14 protein-coding genes are annotated in these 16,399 nt (G+C 71.2%); 12 read left to right on the top strand and 2 right to left on the bottom strand.

Annotation, left to right across the window (positions count from 1 at the left end):
* Positions 1–32 precede the first annotated feature (32 nt).
* On the top strand, positions 33–1,406 hold the full coding sequence (locus ACIBCU_RS27105; protein ID WP_393765799.1) for a replication-associated recombination protein A: 1,374 nt from the start codon (positions 33–35) through the stop codon (positions 1,404–1,406).
* 10 nt (positions 1,407–1,416) lie between these two features.
* Here ACIBCU_RS27105 and ACIBCU_RS27100 read toward each other — a convergent pair whose 3' ends face one another.
* Positions 1,417–2,118: a DUF2470 domain-containing protein gene (locus ACIBCU_RS27100; protein WP_399234638.1), complete on the bottom strand. Its 702-nt coding sequence runs from the start codon at positions 2,116–2,118 to the stop codon at positions 1,417–1,419.
* A gap of 188 nt (positions 2,119–2,306) precedes the next feature.
* Here ACIBCU_RS27100 and rpsD point away from each other — a divergent pair, with 188 nt between their 5' ends.
* Positions 2,307–2,921, top strand: coding sequence for a 30S ribosomal protein S4 (rpsD, locus tag ACIBCU_RS27095; RefSeq protein ID WP_031097728.1), 615 nt, complete (start codon positions 2,307–2,309; stop codon positions 2,919–2,921).
* 14 nt (positions 2,922–2,935) lie between these two features.
* On the opposite strand, the gene ACIBCU_RS27090 is transcribed toward rpsD, so the two are convergent.
* Positions 2,936–5,197 carry an ATP-binding protein gene (locus tag ACIBCU_RS27090; RefSeq protein ID WP_399234635.1) on the bottom strand — a complete coding sequence of 754 codons (2,262 nt, stop codon included), beginning with the start codon at positions 5,195–5,197 and terminating at the stop codon, positions 2,936–2,938.
* 240 nt (positions 5,198–5,437) lie between these two features.
* On the opposite strand from ACIBCU_RS27090, the gene ACIBCU_RS27085 reads away from it, so the two are divergent.
* From ACIBCU_RS27085 to ACIBCU_RS27040, 10 genes are all read left to right on the top strand, one after another.
* Positions 5,438–5,887, top strand: coding sequence for a DUF948 domain-containing protein (locus tag ACIBCU_RS27085; RefSeq protein ID WP_399234983.1), 450 nt, complete (start codon positions 5,438–5,440; stop codon positions 5,885–5,887).
* Positions 5,888–5,894: 7 nt separating this feature from the next.
* Complete coding sequence (locus ACIBCU_RS27080) at positions 5,895–6,191, top strand: DUF6167 family protein (RefSeq protein ID WP_362929244.1); 297 nt, start codon at positions 5,895–5,897, stop codon at positions 6,189–6,191.
* Positions 6,191–8,860 carry an alanine--tRNA ligase gene (gene alaS / locus ACIBCU_RS27075; RefSeq protein ID WP_399234632.1) on the top strand — a complete coding sequence of 890 codons (2,670 nt, stop codon included), beginning with the start codon at positions 6,191–6,193 and terminating at the stop codon, positions 8,858–8,860. The genes ACIBCU_RS27080 and alaS overlap by 1 nt, the downstream gene beginning before the upstream one ends.
* Positions 8,861–8,868: 8 nt before the next feature.
* Entirely contained in the window at positions 8,869–9,342 is a 474-nt protein-coding gene (gene ruvX, locus ACIBCU_RS27070; protein ID WP_399234981.1) for a Holliday junction resolvase RuvX, read from the top strand.
* A 100-nt stretch (positions 9,343–9,442) separates the two neighbouring features.
* Positions 9,443–11,164, top strand: coding sequence for an endolytic transglycosylase MltG (mltG, locus tag ACIBCU_RS27065; RefSeq protein ID WP_399234630.1), 1,722 nt, complete (start codon positions 9,443–9,445; stop codon positions 11,162–11,164).
* Positions 11,161–12,018 carry a shikimate dehydrogenase gene (locus ACIBCU_RS27060; protein ID WP_399234628.1) on the top strand — a complete coding sequence of 286 codons (858 nt, stop codon included), beginning with the start codon at positions 11,161–11,163 and terminating at the stop codon, positions 12,016–12,018. Before mltG ends, ACIBCU_RS27060 begins: the two co-directional genes overlap by 4 nt.
* Positions 12,019–12,143: 125 nt before the next feature.
* The gene (aroC, locus tag ACIBCU_RS27055; RefSeq protein ID WP_362929236.1) at positions 12,144–13,328 is read left to right on the top strand and encodes a chorismate synthase; all 1,185 of its coding nucleotides are present in this window, start codon (positions 12,144–12,146) and stop codon (positions 13,326–13,328) included.
* Positions 13,325–14,971 (top strand): 3-dehydroquinate synthase, encoded by a 1,647-nt coding sequence (gene aroB, locus ACIBCU_RS27050; RefSeq protein ID WP_362929234.1) that lies wholly within the window; start codon positions 13,325–13,327, stop codon positions 14,969–14,971. The genes aroC and aroB overlap by 4 nt, the downstream gene beginning before the upstream one ends.
* Positions 14,968–15,411: a type II 3-dehydroquinate dehydratase gene (gene aroQ / locus ACIBCU_RS27045; protein ID WP_362929232.1), complete on the top strand. Its 444-nt coding sequence runs from the start codon at positions 14,968–14,970 to the stop codon at positions 15,409–15,411. Before aroB ends, aroQ begins: the two co-directional genes overlap by 4 nt.
* A gap of 108 nt (positions 15,412–15,519) precedes the next feature.
* Positions 15,520–16,335 carry a Pro-rich N-terminal domain-containing protein gene (locus ACIBCU_RS27040; protein WP_362929230.1) on the top strand — a complete coding sequence of 272 codons (816 nt, stop codon included), beginning with the start codon at positions 15,520–15,522 and terminating at the stop codon, positions 16,333–16,335.
* Positions 16,336–16,399 lie beyond the last annotated feature (64 nt).

Below are 16,399 nucleotides of genomic sequence, written 5' to 3'. Positions count from 1 at the left end.
TCCTGTCGGTGGGGTGACATAGGCTTCGTGACGTGGAGCCCGACCTCTTTACCGCAGCAGCCGAAGACCGCCAGGAGAAGGACCCGTCCAGCAGCCCCCTCGCTGTCCGGATGCGTCCTCGTACGCTGGACGAGGTGGTCGGCCAGCAGCACCTGCTCAAGCCGGGCTCGCCGCTGCGGCGACTCGTCGGTGAGGGGAGCGGAGGGCCCGCGGGCCCCTCGTCGGTGATCCTCTGGGGCCCACCCGGCACGGGAAAGACGACCCTGGCGTACGTGGTCAGCAAGGCCACCAACAAGCGCTTCGTCGAGCTCTCCGCGATCACCGCCGGCGTCAAGGAGGTCCGGGCCGTCATCGAGGGCGCGCGCCGCGCCACCGGCGGCTTCGGCAAGGAGACCGTCCTCTTCCTCGACGAGATCCACCGCTTCTCCAAAGCCCAGCAGGACTCCCTGCTCCCCGCCGTGGAGAACCGCTGGGTCACGCTGATCGCAGCCACCACGGAGAATCCGTACTTCTCGATCATCTCCCCGCTGCTGTCGCGCTCCCTGCTCCTCACCCTGGAGCCGCTCACGGACGAGGATCTGCGCGCGCTCCTGCGCCGGGCACTGACCGACGAGCGGGGGCTGGGGGGCGCCGTCACCCTGCCCGAGGACGCCGAGGCGCACCTGCTGCGCATCGCCGGTGGCGACGCCCGGCGCGCGCTGACCGCGCTGGAGGCGGCGGCCGGAGCGGCCCTCACCACGCACGAGCGGGAGATCACGCTCACGACGCTCGAGGAGACCGTCGACCGCGCCGCCGTGAAGTACGACCGCGACGGCGACCAGCACTACGACGTGGCGAGCGCCCTGATCAAGTCGATCCGCGGCTCCGACGTGGACGCCGCCCTGCACTATCTGGCCCGGATGATCGAGGCGGGGGAGGACCCGCGCTTCATCGCCCGACGGCTGATGATCTCCGCCAGCGAGGACATCGGGCTAGCCGATCCGACGGCACTGCCCACAGCGGTGGCGGCGGCCCAGGCCGTCGCCATGATCGGCTTCCCCGAGGCGGCGCTCACCCTCAGCCATGCCACGATCGCACTGGCGCTCGCCCCCAAGTCGAACGCGGCGACACTGGCGATCTCCGCGGCGCAGGAGGACGTGCGCCGGGGCCTCGCCGGCCCGGTCCCGGCCCATCTGCGCGACGGCCACTACAAGGGCGCGGCCAAGCTGGGCCACGCCCAGGGCTACGTCTACCCGCACGACGTCCCCGGCGGTATCGCCGCCCAGGAGTACGCCCCGGACGCCGTCCGCGGCAGGCGCTACTACGAACCCACGCGGTACGGCGCGGAGGCGCGCTACGCCGACGTGGCGGACCGGGTGCGCGAGCGGCTCGGCCGCGGGGAGCAGGGCGGTCCGGCGTCCTCGTGACGGCCGCCGCTCAGCAGGCCGCCGCTTCGAAGAGGGTGTGCATCGCGCGGCGCAGCCCGGTGATGTCGCCTACGGGCTCGGGAAATTCGAACCGGGCGTCGAAGCAGGCGTCGCGGCCGTCGACGAACCGGACCCGGAGCCCGAAGCGGTCGAGTGCGACCGGGACGGCGCCGAGCCGGTGCTCCGCGCAGCCGCACTCGGCCCGGTCACCGAGCAGCGCGGCCAGCGTGGCCATCCGCTCGCTGTGCGCGGCATGCAGATGCTGGAGCAGCTCGGCCTCATGGGCGACCAGCGGATCGGCGACGGCGTCCCGGAAAGCCTCCGGCTCCACCTCCTCGAACCCCCACAGGTCGTCGACCGACGCCTCCCCGGTCTCCAGCCGGAGCATCATCCGGCCGGGCTCCGCGAGCCCCGGCACGGCGGTGAGCCGACCGGCGATCCGGGCGCGGCCGCGGATCCGGTGCGGGACCGAGACCGGAGCGACGTCGGTGATCTCCAGCACAGCGGTCAGCTCGTCGTCCTGGGCGCGCGTCGCGGCCCGTACGACCGGGGAATCCATGGGGAAGCCGAGGAAGAGATCCCCCTCGGGACCGATGCTCCTGCCGGCGGGCATCAGCTGGTCCGGGTGGATCACCGACAGCCCCGGTACGAGCAGCACCGCGGAGCAGGTACTCTGTACGAGAGTTCGTGTGCGCTCGGCTGCTGACGGCATCCGAGTGTTTTCAAGCCCGCTGGGACGCGGCTGACCACGATCAGATCGGCCTTCCGTCGTAGCAGCACCTTCTGGTGTGCTGCCGCTGTCTGTGCTGTCCGTGACGTGTGTGGTGTTCCCAGGGCGAGACATGCGATCTCCTTGAGTAAGGTAAGCCTAACCTAACCTACAACGGAGGTCTGGAGAACGTGCCTAACCAGTCGCGTCCCAAGGTCAAGAAGTCGCGTGCCCTCGGCATCGCCCTGACGCCGAAGGCTGTCAAGTACTTCGAAGCCCGCCCCTACCCGCCGGGCGAGCACGGCCGTGGCCGCAAGCAGAACTCGGACTACAAGGTCCGTCTGCTCGAGAAGCAGCGTCTGCGTGCGCAGTACGACATCAGCGAGCGCCAGATGGCGCGCGCCTACGACCGCGCCCGTAAGGCCGAGGGCAAGACGGGCGAGGCGCTGGTCGTCGAGCTCGAGCGCCGCCTCGACGCCCTGGTCCTGCGTTCGGGCATCGCCCGCACCATCTACCAGGCCCGTCAGATGGTCGTCCACGGCCACATCGAGGTCAACGGTGGCAAGGTCGACAAGCCGTCCTTCCGCGTGCGCCCCGACGACGTCGTGCAGGTCCGCGAGCGCAGCCGCACCAAGGTCCCCTTCCAGGTGGCCCGTGAGGGTGGCTACGACACGGACGGCGAGACCCCGCGCTACCTCCAGGTGAACCTGAAGGCCCTGGCCTTCCGCCTGGACCGGGACCCGAACCGCAAGGAAATCCCGGTCATCTGCGACGAGCAGCTCGTCGTCGAGTACTACGCCCGCTGACGCAGGCGTAGCTCTCAACCGAGCTCGGGCCCGCCCCTCCTTGTTGTCCGGGAGGCGGCGGGCCTTCGCGTTTCCCCGGCCGCCCCGGCACCGGACGTCCCCTCCGGGGCCGCGCCGTCGCCCTCCGGGGCCATGCCGGGCTCGTCCGGAACCGCACAGACGCCGTCCGGGCCCGGGTCCTCGACCGCACCGGCCCCGACGAGTGCCCGTGCCACCGCCGCAGAGGCGTCCAGACGGCGGCCCGAGAGCCGTTCCGCCTCGTAGCGCTCGTCGCCGAGCTCGCCCCGCGCCCGCTCCTCGCACTCGACCCGGGGCCTTCCGTAGTGGACGGAGCCGAACAGCGGCAGGCCCACCGACGCCCAGATCCGGTCCGCCGCGCCCTGGAGCACCGCCGCCTCCGCCGCGTCCCCCTCGACCACCGTGATGAGGGCCAGCAGCTCCAGCGAGAGGACCGAGCCGAGCAGATCGTGGAAGGCGTGCGCGATGGACAGGGACTCCCCGAGCATCCGGCGCGCCCGCCCGCTCGCCCCGGACCGCAGCGCGGCGAAGCCCAGGACGTACAGCGCGTAGGCCAGAGCCCACCGCTCACCGTGGTCCTCGCAGATCTCGCGGACCTCGTCACAGATCGCCGCGGCCGTGTCCAGGTCCCCGCGGAACGCCACGGCCATGCCCAGCTCGACCTGGGCCATCAGCACATTGCTGTTCAGCTCGCCGATCTCCCGGTAGCGCCCGAGCGCCTCGCGCAACAGCTCCTCCGCGCGGACCGGGTCGTCCGTGACGATCGAGAGGCAGCCCGTGCGGTGCACGGCGTAGGCCACGGCGGTGGCGTCCCCCGAGTGCTCGCCCTCCTCTCGGCACTCCTGCAGCGCCGACACCGCGCCGACCGGGTCCCCCTGCAGCACGGAGACGTACCCGAGCACCCAGAGGGCCTTCAGCCGCGAGTGGTCGTACGGGGACTCCGCCTCCAGGACGTGGTCCAGCCAGTGGCGGCCCTCCGAGAGGCGTCCGCAGCCCACCCAGTAGAACCAGAGCGTGCCCGCCAGATACTGCGCGAGATGGACCTCCTCCGGGCTCTCCATCGAGCACTCCATCGCGCGGCGGAGGTTGGGCAGCTCGCTGTCGACCCGGGCGGCGGCCTCCGCCTGCCGGGGGCTGAACCAGTCGAGCTCGCACCAGGTGGCGAGCCCCAGATACCAGTCCCGGTGCCGACGGCGCAGCCGCTCGGCGTCCCCGGTCGCGCGCAGCCACTCGGCGCCGTACTCCCGCACGGTGTTCAGCAGCCGGTAGCGGCTGCCGACGGCCGAGTCCTCGCGCAGCACCACGGACTGCGCCAGCAGCTCGTCCAGCACATCCAGGACGGAGTCGACCGGCAGGCCGGGGCCGCTGCAGATGTACTCGACGGCCTCCAGGTCGAACTGTCCCGCGAACACGGAGAGCCGCGCCCACAGCAGCCGCTGCTCGGGAGTGCACAGCTCATGGCTCCAGCCGATGGCCGTACGCAGTGTCCGGTGGCGGGGGAGTGCGCTCGGACTGCCGCCGGTCAGCAGCCGGAAACGGTCGTCGAGGCGGTGCAGCACCTGGTCCATCGTCAGGGCCCGCAGCCGCCCCGCGGCGAGCTCCAGAGCCAGCGGGATGCCGTCGAGGCGGCTGCAGAGCTCCCGCGCGGTGTCCAGGTCGCCGCCGGCCGGCCGGAACCCGGGGCGCACCGCGGCGGCGCGCAGAGTGAAGAGTTCCAGGGCGTCGTCGTCCGTCATCGGCAGCAGCGGGAACGCGAGTTCGCCGTCCACCCGCAGGGGACGGCGCCCGGCGGCGAGCACCTGGAGCCGTGGAGCCCGGCGCAGCAGCTCCCGTACGAGTCCGGCGCAGGTGTCGGCGAGATGCTCGAAGCCGTCGATCACGAGCAGGAGCCGGCGCTCCGCGCAGTGCTCGACCAGCACGGTGCGGGGCGGCTTGCCGGTGTGGTCGGTGAGACCCAACGCCTCGACCAGCGCGTGTTCGAGCAGCGCGGGGTCCTGGACGGCCGACAGCTCGGCGAGCCAGACCCCATCGCAGTACCGTTTCTCCATCAGGGCGGCCGCCCTGGTCACGAAGCGGGTCTTGCCGACCCCGGCCACCCCCGCCACGGTGACGAGCCTCGACTGCCGCAGGAGCGGCTCGAGTTCGGCGAGTTCGTCATCGCGTCCCACGAAGGTGTTCAGCTCGGCCGGGAGATTTCCGCGTACGGGGGCGGGCTCCGCGTCGTCGGGCGTAGGGCGGGGGCGCTGAGGGCGTCGCATGAAACACGCAGAGTACTGGCACATAAGCTCTCCGTACAATCTCCCCGCGTCCGGACCGGCGCCGCCCGCCCGTAATGCGGTACGGCGTGCGACGCCCGGCGCGATAGGCTCGGGGGACGACGATCGGCCGTGGTGGCAGCACGCCGCCGGCCGAGCAGTGACAGGCAGATACCGGCCGGGAGAGAGTTCCGGCCGATGCGGGCGACGAGCAGAGAGCGGTGCACTGTGTCCGGTGGAGAGGTGGCCGGCATCCTGGTGGCTGTCTTCTGGGCGATCCTGGTTTCCTTCCTCGCCGTGGTACTGGTGAGACTGGCCCAGACGCTCAGGGCGACCACCGCGCTGGTGGCGGACGTGACGGAGCAGGCGGTTCCGCTGCTCGCCGACGCCTCGGCCACGCTGCGTTCGGCGCAGACCCAGCTGGACAAGGTCGACGCCATCGCGAGCGACGTCCAGGAGGTCACCTCCAACGCCTCGGCGCTCTCCACCACCGTCGCGTCGACCTTCGGCGGCCCGCTCGTGAAGGTCGCCGCTTTCGGCTACGGCGTGCGGCAGGCGATCGGCCGCCGCACCGCCGCCGAGCCCGACCAGGCCCGCCGGACCTCCCGCCGCACCGTGATTGTCGGCCGTACCGTGCCGTCCGCCCGTGACAGGAAGCGGAACGGCCGAAGCTCCCGCAGACAGAAGGACTGACCCAGCGATGTTCCGCCGTACGTTCTGGTTCACCGCCGGCGCAGCCGCCGGTGTCTGGGCCACCACCAAGGTCAACCGCAAGATCCGGCAGCTGACCCCCGAGAGCCTCGCGGCGCAGGCCGCCGACAAGGCGCTCGAGGCAGGTCACAGGCTGAAGGACTTCGCCCTCGACGTGCGTGAGGGCATGGTCAGGCGCGAGGCCGAACTGGGCGGGGCGCTCGGCATCGAGGCGCCGGCCGACCCCGAACCCGCCCTCCACCGAACACTCCCCTACAACTCGAACAACCGGAATGAGGACCACTAATGGAGTCGGCTGAAATTCGCCGCCGCTGGCTGAGCTTCTTCGAGGAGCGCGGTCACACCGTCGTGCCTTCGGCGTCGCTCATCGCGGACGACCCGACTCTGCTGCTGGTCCCCGCGGGCATGGTTCCCTTCAAGCCCTACTTCCTCGGCGAGGTCAAGCCGCCGGCCCCGCGCGTCACCAGTGTGCAGAAGTGCGTGCGTACGCCGGACATCGAAGAGGTCGGCAAGACCACCCGGCACGGCACGTTCTTCCAGATGTGCGGCAACTTCTCCTTCGGTGACTACTTCAAGGAAGGTGCCATCGAGTTCGCCTGGGCGGCGCTCACGAACTCCGTGGAGGACGGCGGCTTCGGGCTCGACCCCGAGCGGCTGTGGATCACCGTCTACCTCGACGACGACGAGGCCGAGCAGATCTGGCGCGAGAAGATCGGCGTCCCGGCCGAGCGCATCCAGCGCCTGGGCAAGAAGGACAACTTCTGGTCCATGGGCGTCCCCGGCCCCTGCGGCCCGTGCTCCGAGATCAACTACGACCGCGGCCCGGAGTTCGGCGTCGAGGGCGGCCCCGCCGTCAACGACGAGCGCTACGTGGAGATCTGGAACCTCGTCTTCATGCAGTACGAGCGGGGTGCCGGCGACGGCAAGGAGGACTTCCCGATCCTCGGCGACCTCCCGTCGCAGAACATCGACACGGGGCTCGGCCTCGAACGCCTCGCCATGATCCTGCAGGGCGTACAGAACATGTACGAGACCGACACCCTGCGCGTCGTCATGGACAAGGCCACCGAGCTCACCGGCGTGCGCTACGGCGCCGAGCAGGGCTCCGACGTCTCCCTCCGGGTCGTCGCCGACCACATCCGTACGTCGGTGATGCTCATCGGCGACGGCGTCACCCCGGGCAACGAGGGCCGTGGCTACGTCCTGCGCCGCATCATGCGCCGTGCCATCCGCAACATGCGGCTCATGGGCGCCACCGGCCCGGTCGTCCGTGAGCTCGTCGACGTCGTCGTCGACACCATGGGGCAGCAGTACCCGGAGCTGATCACCGACCGCAAGCGCATCGAGACCGTCGCCCTCGCCGAGGAGGCCGCCTTCCTCAAGGCCCTCAAGGGCGGCACGAACATCCTCGACACCGCCGTCACCGAGACCAAGGCCTCCGGTGGCAAGGTCCTGGCCGGCGACAAGGCGTTCCTGCTCCACGACACCTGGGGCTTCCCGATCGACCTCACGCTGGAGATGGCCGCCGAGCAGGGCCTCTCGGTCGACGAGGAAGGCTTCCGCCGCCTGATGAAGGAGCAGCGGGAGCGCGCCAAGGCCGACGCCAAGGCCAAGAAGACCGGGCACGCCGACCTGTCCGCCTACCGCGAGGTCGCCGACAACTCCGGCGTCACCGAATTCACCGGCTACACCTCGACCCAGGGCGAGTCGACCGTCGTCGGTCTGCTCGTCGACGGCGTTCCCTCGCCCGCCGCCACCGAAGGCGACGAGGTCGAGGTCGTCCTCGACCGCACCCCCTTCTACGCCGAGGGCGGCGGCCAGCTCGCCGACCAGGGCCGCATCCGGCTCGACAGCGGCGCCGTCATCCAGGTCCGCGACGTCCAGCAGCCCGTCCCGGGCGTCTCGGTCCACAAGGGCGCCGTGCAGGTGGGCGAGGTGACGGTCGGTTCCTCCGCCCTCGCCGTCATCGACACCACCCGCCGCCGCGCCATCGCACGCGCCCACAGCGCCACGCACCTCACGCACCAGGCGCTGCGCGACGCGCTCGGCCCGACCGCCGCCCAGGCCGGCTCGGAGAACTCGCCCGGCCGCTTCCGCTTCGACTTCGGCTCGCCCGCCGCCGTACCCGGCACGGTCCTCACCGACGTCGAGCAGAAGATCAATGAGGTCCTCTCGCGGGAGCTCGACGTCCAGGCCGAGGTCATGTCGATCGACGACGCCAAGAAGCAGGGCGCCATCGCGGAGTTCGGCGAGAAGTACGGCGAGCGGGTCCGGGTCGTCACCATCGGCGACTTCTCCAAGGAGCTGTGCGGCGGTACGCACGTCCACAACACCTCCCAGCTGGGCCTGGTGAAGCTGCTCGGCGAGTCGTCCATCGGTTCGGGTGTGCGCCGCATCGAGGCCCTGGTCGGCGTCGACGCGTACAACTTCCTCGCCAAGGAGCACACGGTCGTCGCCCAGCTCCAGGAGCTGCTCAAGGGCCGCCCCGAGGAGCTCCCCGAGAAGATCTCCGGCATGCTCGGCAAGCTGAAGGACGCGGAGAAGGAGATCGAGAAGTTCCGCGCGGAGAAGGTCCTGGCGGCCGCCGCCGGCCTCGTGGAGTCGGCCAAGGACGTGCGCGGCGTCGCCCTGGTCACCGGGCAGGTGCCGGACGGCACCACGGCCGACGACCTGCGCAGGCTGGTCCTCGACGTGCGCGGGCGTATCCAGGGCGGCCGGCCGGCCGTCGTGGCCCTGTTCACCACGGCCAACGGCCGCCCGCTGACGGTCATCGCCACCAACGAGGCGGCCCGTGAGCGTGGCCTCAAGGCCGGTGAGCTGGTGCGCACCGCCGCCAAGACCCTCGGTGGCGGTGGCGGCGGCAAGCCGGACGTCGCCCAGGGCGGCGGCCAGAACCCGGACGCCATCGGCGACGCCGTCGCCGCTGTCGAACGCCTCGTCACCGAGACGGCGTGACGCCGGACATGTCGCAGATGCGCCGTGGACGCCGACTCGCCGTCGACGTCGGTGACGCCCGTATCGGGGTCGCCTCGTGTGACCCCGACGGGATCCTGGCCACGCCGGTGGAGACCGTGCCGGGACGCGACGTCTCGGCCGCCCACCGGCGGCTCGGGCAGATCGTCGCGGAGTACGAGCCGATCGAGGTCATCGTCGGGCTGCCCCGCTCCCTGGGTGGCGGGGAGGGCCCGGCTGCCGCCAAGGTCCGCGCTTTCGCGCAGGTGTTCGCCCAGGCGATCGCACCTATTCCTGTACGTCTTCTGGACGAGAGGATGACCACAGTGACGGCCACTCAAGGGCTACGTGCTTCGGGCGTGAAGTCCAAGAAGGGCCGGTCTGTCATCGACCAAGCTGCCGCTGTGGTGATCCTTCAGAACGCTCTGGAGTCCGAACGGGCGTCAGGCACAGCACCCGGCGAGGGCGTCGAAGTGGTTGTCTGATCGCGATACGGTAACGTTCCGCGCGATGCGCCGGTGTTCGAACAGACACCGCACAGCAAAGCGAAGAGACGGAGCGTCGTCTCGCGGCTCAAGGGGATCGATGACTGAGTATGGCCGGGGCCCCGGCTCTGAACCGTGGCATCCCGAGGACCCCTTGTACGGGGACCAGGGATGGGGAGGCCGGCAGGCCGCCCACGGCCAGGGCCAGTACGAAGGCCAGCAGCAGCCCTACGCGCAGGACCCTTCCGCCCAGCAGGGCTACCAGCAGGATTCGTACGCACAGCAGCCGCAGCACCAGCACGACCCGTACGCACAGCAGCCGCAGCACCAGCACGACCCGTACGCGCAGCAGAACCAGCAGTCGTACGGCGCGCCGCAGGACCCGTACGCCCAGTCCCAGCCGCCGTACGACGGCGGCTGGGACACCGGCCAGCAGGCGGCGATGCCGTACGGGGCGCAGCAGCCCCTGTACGGCAACAACCCCGGCTACGGCGAGCAGGGCGACTACTACGGAACCCCCGAGGCCTACCCTCCGCCGCAGCCCCCGGGGCGTCGCGAGGAGCCCGCACAGCAGCAGGGTCCGGACTGGGATCCGGAGGTGCCGCAGGAGGAGACGCATCCCTTCTTCACAGGCGTGGACGCACCGGCCGAGGCGCGCGGTTCCCGGGATGACGACGAGTACGACGACGACCCGCGCGAGTCCCGCAGGGGCGGCGGCGAGCGCCGCGGCAAGGGCAAGAAGAAGAGCCGTAACGGCTGCGCGTGCCTGGGCGTCGCGGCGGTCCTCGTCGGCGGCCTCGGGGGAGTGGGCTACTTCGGCTACTCGTACTACCAGGGTCAGTTCGGGGAGGCCCCGGACTACGCGGGCTCCGGCACGGGCACGGTCGAGGTGGAGATCCCCGAAGGCGCCCTGGGCAACGAGATCGCGAACATCCTGAAGAAGGCGGGCGTCGTCAAATCCGTCGATGCCTTCGTCTCGGCGCAGAACGGGAATCCCAAGGGGGGCTCCCTGCAGGCAGGCGTCTATCTCCTGAAGAAGGAGATGTCCGCCGACAGCGCCATCGAACTGATGCTGGACCCGAAGAGCCAGAACGCCCTGGTCATTCCCGAGGGTACGGGCACCATGAAAATCTACGCGGAGATCGACAAGAGGCTCGAGCTGAAGGCGGGCACCACGGCCAAGGTCGCGAAGACGAAGGCCGAGAGCCTCGGACTGCCTGAATGGGCGGATGACGATCCCGAGATCAAGGACCCGCTGGAAGGGTTCCTCTTCCCGGCCGCATACGCGGTTCCCAAGGACTCGAAGCCCGAGGACGCCCTGAAGAAGATGGTGACCCGGGCCAACAAGGAGTACGGGAAGCTCGATCTCGAGCAGAACGCGAAAAAGCTGAACCTGGACTCGCCGCTCGACGTCATCACCGTAGCGAGCCTCGTCCAGAAAGAGGGTAAGTACAAGCACGACTTCGACAAGGTCGCGAGGGTTGTGTACAACCGACTCAAGCCGGACAACCTCGAAACCGTCGGCAGGCTCGAATTCGACTCCACGGTCAATTACATCCGGGACGAGAGCACGCTGGACGTGGGAGCCGTCGACGACCTGCGGCAGATCGACGATCCGTACAACACGTACAGCATCAAGGGGCTCCCGCTCGGCCCGATCACCAATCCGGGCGCGGATGCGCTGCAGTCGGCGATCAGCCCCGCGTCCGGCCCCTGGTACTACTTCGTCTCCGTCACCGAGGACAAGACGCTGTTCGCGGTGACGAACGAGGAGCACGAGCGCAACCGCGAGAAGTACGAAGAGAACAAGGCGGACCAGTGAGTACGACCCGCCGGGCAGCCGTCCTCGGCTCGCCCATCGCCCACTCCCTCTCGCCCGTCCTGCACCGCGCCGCGTACGCGGAGCTCGGCCTGGGCAACTGGACGTACGAGCGCTTCGATGTGGACGAGGCGGCGCTCCCCGGGTTCGTCGAGGGGCTGGACTCCTCCTGGGCTGGGCTCTCCCTGACCATGCCGCTCAAGCGGGCGGTCATCCCGCTCCTGGACGGCATCAGCGACACGGCGGCTTCGGTCGAGACCGTCAACACGGTCGTCTTCACCGAAGACGGCCGCCGGACCGGCGACAACACGGACATCCCCGGCATGGTCGCCGCCCTGCACGAACGCGGGGTCGACAAGGTCGAGTCCGCCGCGGTCCTCGGTGCGGGAGCCACGGCGTCCTCGGCGCTGGCCGCCCTCTCCGTGATCTGTACGGGCCCGGTCACCGCGTACGTGCGCAGTGCGGCACGGGCCGACGAGATGCGTGGCTGGGGCGAGCGCCTCGGTGTCGACGTCCGGATCGCGGACTGGGCCAGGGCCGACGAGGCCCTGCGCGCACCCCTGGCGATCGCCACCACGCCGGCCGGCACGACGGACGCCCTGGCGGACGCCGTCCCGACCGCACCCGGCACCTTGTTCGACGTGCTGTACGAACCCTGGCCGACGGTCCTCGCCTCACGCTGGTCGGCGGCCGGGGGGACGGTCGTCGGAGGGCTCGACCTCCTCGTCCACCAGGCGGTTCTCCAGGTCGAGCAGATGACCGGACGGACCCCCGGCCCGCTCGGTGTCATGCGGACGGCCGGCGAGCAGGCACTCGCGGCACGGGAACGCCGGCAGGCCGTCCGAAACGGCCCGTGAAACGTCCGTCTGCTGGACCGGCGGCCGGTCGGCCCTCCCGATCGTGGGAGGATCGGAGGCGGCGGGCCAGGGCCGCGCACCCGGTCGCGCCGTTGCAGTTACAGGCGCGAGCATGAGGAGCACCGTTGAGCAGGTTGCGCTGGCTGACCGCCGGAGAGTCGCACGGCCCCGCACTGGTGGCGACGCTGGAGGGTCTTCCCGCCGGTATCCCCGTCACCACGGAGATGGTGGCGGACGCGCTCGCCAGGCGACGGCTCGGTTACGGGCGCGGCGCCCGGATGAAGTTCGAGCGGGACGAGGTCACCTTCCTCGGAGGTGTCCGGCACGGCCTGACCATGGGATCGCCGGTCGCCGTCATGGTGGGCAACACCGAGTGGCCCAAGTGGGAGCAGGTCATGTCGGCCGACCCGGTCGACCCCGACGTGCTGGCCGCGCAGGCCCGTAACGCCCCGCTGACCCGCCCCAGGCCCGGCCACGCCGACCTGGCGGGGATGCAGAAGTACGGCTTCGACGAGGCCCGCCCGATCCTGGAGCGCGCGAGCGCCCGTGAGACCGCGGCCCGTGTCGCCCTCGGCGCCGTCGCCCGCTCCTACCTCAAGGAGACCGCGGGCATCGAGATCGTCTCCCACGTCGTCGAGCTGGCCGCGGCCAAGGCGCCCTACGGCGTCTACCCCAAGCCCTCCGACGTCGAGCGGCTCGACGCCGACCCCGTGCGCTGCCTGGACGCCGGCGCGTCGAAGGCGATGGTCGCGGAGATCGACCAGGCCCACAAGGACGGCGACACCCTCGGGGGAGTCGTCGAGGTGCTCGCCTACGGTGTGCCCGTCGGCCTCGGCTCGCACGTCCACTGGGACCGCAGGCTCGACGCCCGTCTCGCCGCCGCGCTGATGGGCATCCAGGCCATCAAGGGCGTCGAGGTCGGCGACGGCTTCGACCTCGCCCGGGTGCCGGGCTCCAAGGCGCACGACGAGATCGTGGCCACCGCGGACGGGATCAGGCGCACCTCCGGCCGCTCCGGCGGCACCGAGGGCGGGCTGACGACCGGTGAGCTGCTGCGGGTCCGCGCGGCGATGAAGCCCATCGCCACCGTGCCCCGGGCGCTCGCCACGGTCGACGTCGTCACCGGCGAGGCGGCAAAGGCCCACCACCAGCGTTCCGACGTGTGCGCGGTACCGGCCGCCGGGATCGTCGCCGAGGCGATGGTCGCCCTGGTGCTGGCCGACGCGGTGGCGGAGAAGTTCGGCGGCGACAGCGTCGCCGAGACCCACCGCAACGTGCAGTCGTACCTCTCCCACCTCCAGATCCGGTGAGCGGCCCGCTGATCGTCCTGGTGGGCCCGATGGGGGTGGGCAAGTCCACGGTGGGCGAACTGCTCGCCGACCGGCTGGGCAGCTCCTACCGCGACACCGACGCGGACGTCGTGGCCACGGCGGGCAAGGCCATCCCGGAGATCTTCTTCGACGAGGGCGAGGAGCATTTCCGCGCTCTCGAACAGCAGGCGGTGCGGGACGCGATCGAGCGGCACACCGGCGTGCTCGCCCTCGGCGGCGGCGCGGTGCTCGACGCGGAGACCCGTGCCCTGCTCGCCGGCCGCCGGGTCGTCTATCTCTCCATGGATGTGGACGAGGCCGTCCGGAGGGTAGGGCTGAACACCGCTCGCCCCCTGCTGGCCGTCAACCCGCGACGGCAGTGGCGCGAGCTCATGGACGCCCGGCGCCCTCTCTACGAAGAGGTGGCGGCCGTCACCGTCGCCACCGACGAACGCGCTCCCGAAGAGGTCGCCCAGGCGGTCCTCGACGCACTGGAACTGCCGGAGCGGACAGGCGGGCCCGTACCGTCCGACCAGGAGAAGACACGCATGACCGAGCAGGGCACCACACGTATCCAGATCGCCGGCACGGCGGGCACCGACCCGTACGAGGTGCTCGTCGGCCGTCAGCTCCTCGGCGAGCTGCCGAACCTCATCGGTGACCGTGCCAAGCGGGTCGCCGTCCTGCACCCCGAGGCGCTCGCCGAGACCGGCGAGGCGGTCCGTGAGGACCTCGCCTCCCAGGGCTACGAGGCCATCGCGATCCAGCTGCCGAACGCCGAGGAGGCCAAGACCGTCGAGGTCGCCGCCTACTGCTGGAAGGCGCTCGGCCAGACGGGCTTCACCCGCACCGACGTCATCGTCGGCATCGGCGGCGGCGCCACCACCGACGTCGCGGGCTTCGTCGCCGCCTCCTGGCTGCGCGGGGTGCGCTGGATCGCCGTACCGACGACCGTGCTCGGCATGGTCGACGCGGCGGTCGGCGGCAAGACCGGCATCAACACCGCCGAGGGCAAGAACCTCGTGGGCGCCTTCCACCCGCCGGCCGGTGTGCTCTGCGACCTCGCCGCGCTGGACTCGCTGCCGGTCAACGACTACGTCTCCGGCATGGCCGAGATCATCAAGGCCGGCTTCATCGCCGACCCGGTCATCCTCGACCTCGTCGAGGCCGACCCCCAGGGCGCCCGTACGCCCGCCGGGCCGCACACCGCCGAGCTGATCGAGCGTTCCATCCGGGTCAAGGCCGAGGTCGTCTCCAGCGACCTCAAGGAGTCCGGCCTGAGGGAGATCCTCAACTACGGCCACACCCTCGCCCACGCCATCGAGAAGAACGAGCGCTACAAGTGGCGCCACGGCGCGGCCGTCTCGGTCGGCATGGTCTTCGCCGCGGAGCTGGGCCGGCTCGCGGGACGCCTCGACGACGCCACCGCCGACCGGCACCGCGCCGTCCTGGAGTCCGTCGGGCTGCCGCTCACCTACCGCGGTGACCAGTGGCCCAAGCTCCTGGAGAACATGAAGGTCGACAAGAAGTCCCGCGGCGACCTGCTGCGCTTCATCGTCCTGGACGGCATCGGCAAGCCCACCGTGCTGGAGGGCCCCGACCCGGCCGTCCTGCTCGCCGCCTACGGGGAGGTCTCCGCATGACGACCCGCAGGGTCTTCGTGCTCAACGGCCCGAACCTCGGACGTCTCGGCTCCCGCGAGCCCGACGTGTACGGGGCCACGTCCTACGCCGGTCTGGTCGACACCTGCCAGGCCCTCGGCAAGGAACTCGGGTTCGACGTCGACGTCCGCGAGACCAACGACGAGGGCGAACTGATCCGCTGGCTCCACGAGGCGGCGGACGGTTCGGTCCCGGTCGTCCTCAACCCCGGCGCCTTCACGCACTATTCGTACGGAATGCGGGACGCGGCCGCCCAGCGCACCGCCCCGCTGATCGAGGTGCACATCTCGAATCCGTACGCGCGCGAGGAGTTCCGCCACACCTCGGTGGTCGCCCCGGTGGCCACCGGGACCGTGGCCGGCTTCGGGATCGGCTCCTACCGGCTGGCCCTGCGGGCCCTGGCCGACGAACTGACGGACTGACACCGGGCACTTCGTACCTCCCCCGCCCGTTTCACCGAGTGGCGGCCGGGGGAGGTACGGTTGCCGTCGACCAGCGCCAGTTGCCTGCACGAGACGGAGTGGCACCGGATGCAGCACGCAGTGGGGGCTCCGCTGCCGCCGCCCCAGGGTCCCGGGACCGGGCCGTGGACGCACCAGGCCCAGCACTCGGGCCACCCCGGCCAGGCGGGGCCGCCTCCTCCTCCCATGGCTCCCGGGCCCCAGCCGCAGGCACCTGCGCCCCAGCACGCCCCGGTGCCGCCCTCCCGGGAGACCACCGGGCACGTCCAGCTGCCGCCCGGCGGTCCCGTCCCGCTGCCCGCGCCGCCCGCCGATGCGGGCACGGGCGCCGCGACCCTGGCCGTGCTGCTGATCGGGCCCGCGGGAGCGGGAAAGACCACGGTCGCCAAGCTCTGGGCGGGCCGCCGCCGGGTCCCCACCGCGCACGTCTCGCTGGACGACGTCCGCGAATGGGTCTGCTCCGGCTTCGCCGACCCGCAGGCCGGATGGAACGACCACTCCGAGGCCCAGTACCGCCTGGCCCGGCGCACCTGTGGCTTCGCCGCCCGTAATTTCCTGGCCAACGGCATCTCCTGCATCCTCGACGACGCCGTCTTCCCCGACCGGCCCGTCGTGGGCCTCGGCGGCTGGAAGCGCCACGTGGGCCCGGGGCTGCTGCCCGTGGTCCTCCTGCCCGGCCTGGAGGTCGTCCTGGAGCGCAACGCGGCACGCAGCGGGAACCGCAGGCTCTCCGACGAGGAAGTCGCCAGGATCCACGGCCGCATGGCCGGCTGGTACGGCTCCGGCCTGCCGATCATCGACAACTCCACCTACGACGTCGAGACGACCGCGCGGGTCCTCGACGACGTCCTGGCCCGCTCCATAGCCAGCCCTCCGGCCTGGTAGCGGCCGCGCGGTCCCCGGTCGGGTGCGCTGACCGGGCAGGGCCCGGCCCGCGCTCGTAGGCTCG

This window comes from Streptomyces sp. NPDC051064, from assembly GCF_044455985.1.
Taxonomy (GTDB): Bacteria; Actinomycetota; Actinomycetes; order Streptomycetales; family Streptomycetaceae; genus Streptomyces.
Note: the sequence above shows the minus strand (reverse complement) of the source record. Positions and strands in the feature narration are given on the sequence as shown.

Excerpts from the sequence above, each read along its gene's own strand:
- ACIBCU_RS27040 (WP_362929230.1), top strand. The coding sequence starts at position 15,520 with ATGCAGCACGCAGTGGGGGCTCCGCTGCCGCCGCCCCAGGGTCCCGGG.
- ACIBCU_RS27080 (WP_362929244.1), top strand. The coding sequence starts at position 5,895 with ATGTTCCGCCGTACGTTCTGGTTCACCGCCGGCGCAGCCGCCGGTGTC.
- ACIBCU_RS27100 (WP_399234638.1), bottom strand. The coding sequence starts at position 2,118 with ATGCCGTCAGCAGCCGAGCGCACACGAACTCTCGTACAGAGTACCTGC.
- alaS (WP_399234632.1), top strand. The coding sequence starts at position 6,191 with ATGGAGTCGGCTGAAATTCGCCGCCGCTGGCTGAGCTTCTTCGAGGAG.
- mltG (WP_399234630.1), top strand. The coding sequence starts at position 9,443 with ATGACTGAGTATGGCCGGGGCCCCGGCTCTGAACCGTGGCATCCCGAG.
- ACIBCU_RS27090 (WP_399234635.1), bottom strand. The coding sequence starts at position 5,197 with ATGCGACGCCCTCAGCGCCCCCGCCCTACGCCCGACGACGCGGAGCCC.
- ruvX (WP_399234981.1), top strand. The coding sequence starts at position 8,869 with ATGTCGCAGATGCGCCGTGGACGCCGACTCGCCGTCGACGTCGGTGAC.
- aroQ (WP_362929232.1), top strand. The coding sequence starts at position 14,968 with ATGACGACCCGCAGGGTCTTCGTGCTCAACGGCCCGAACCTCGGACGT.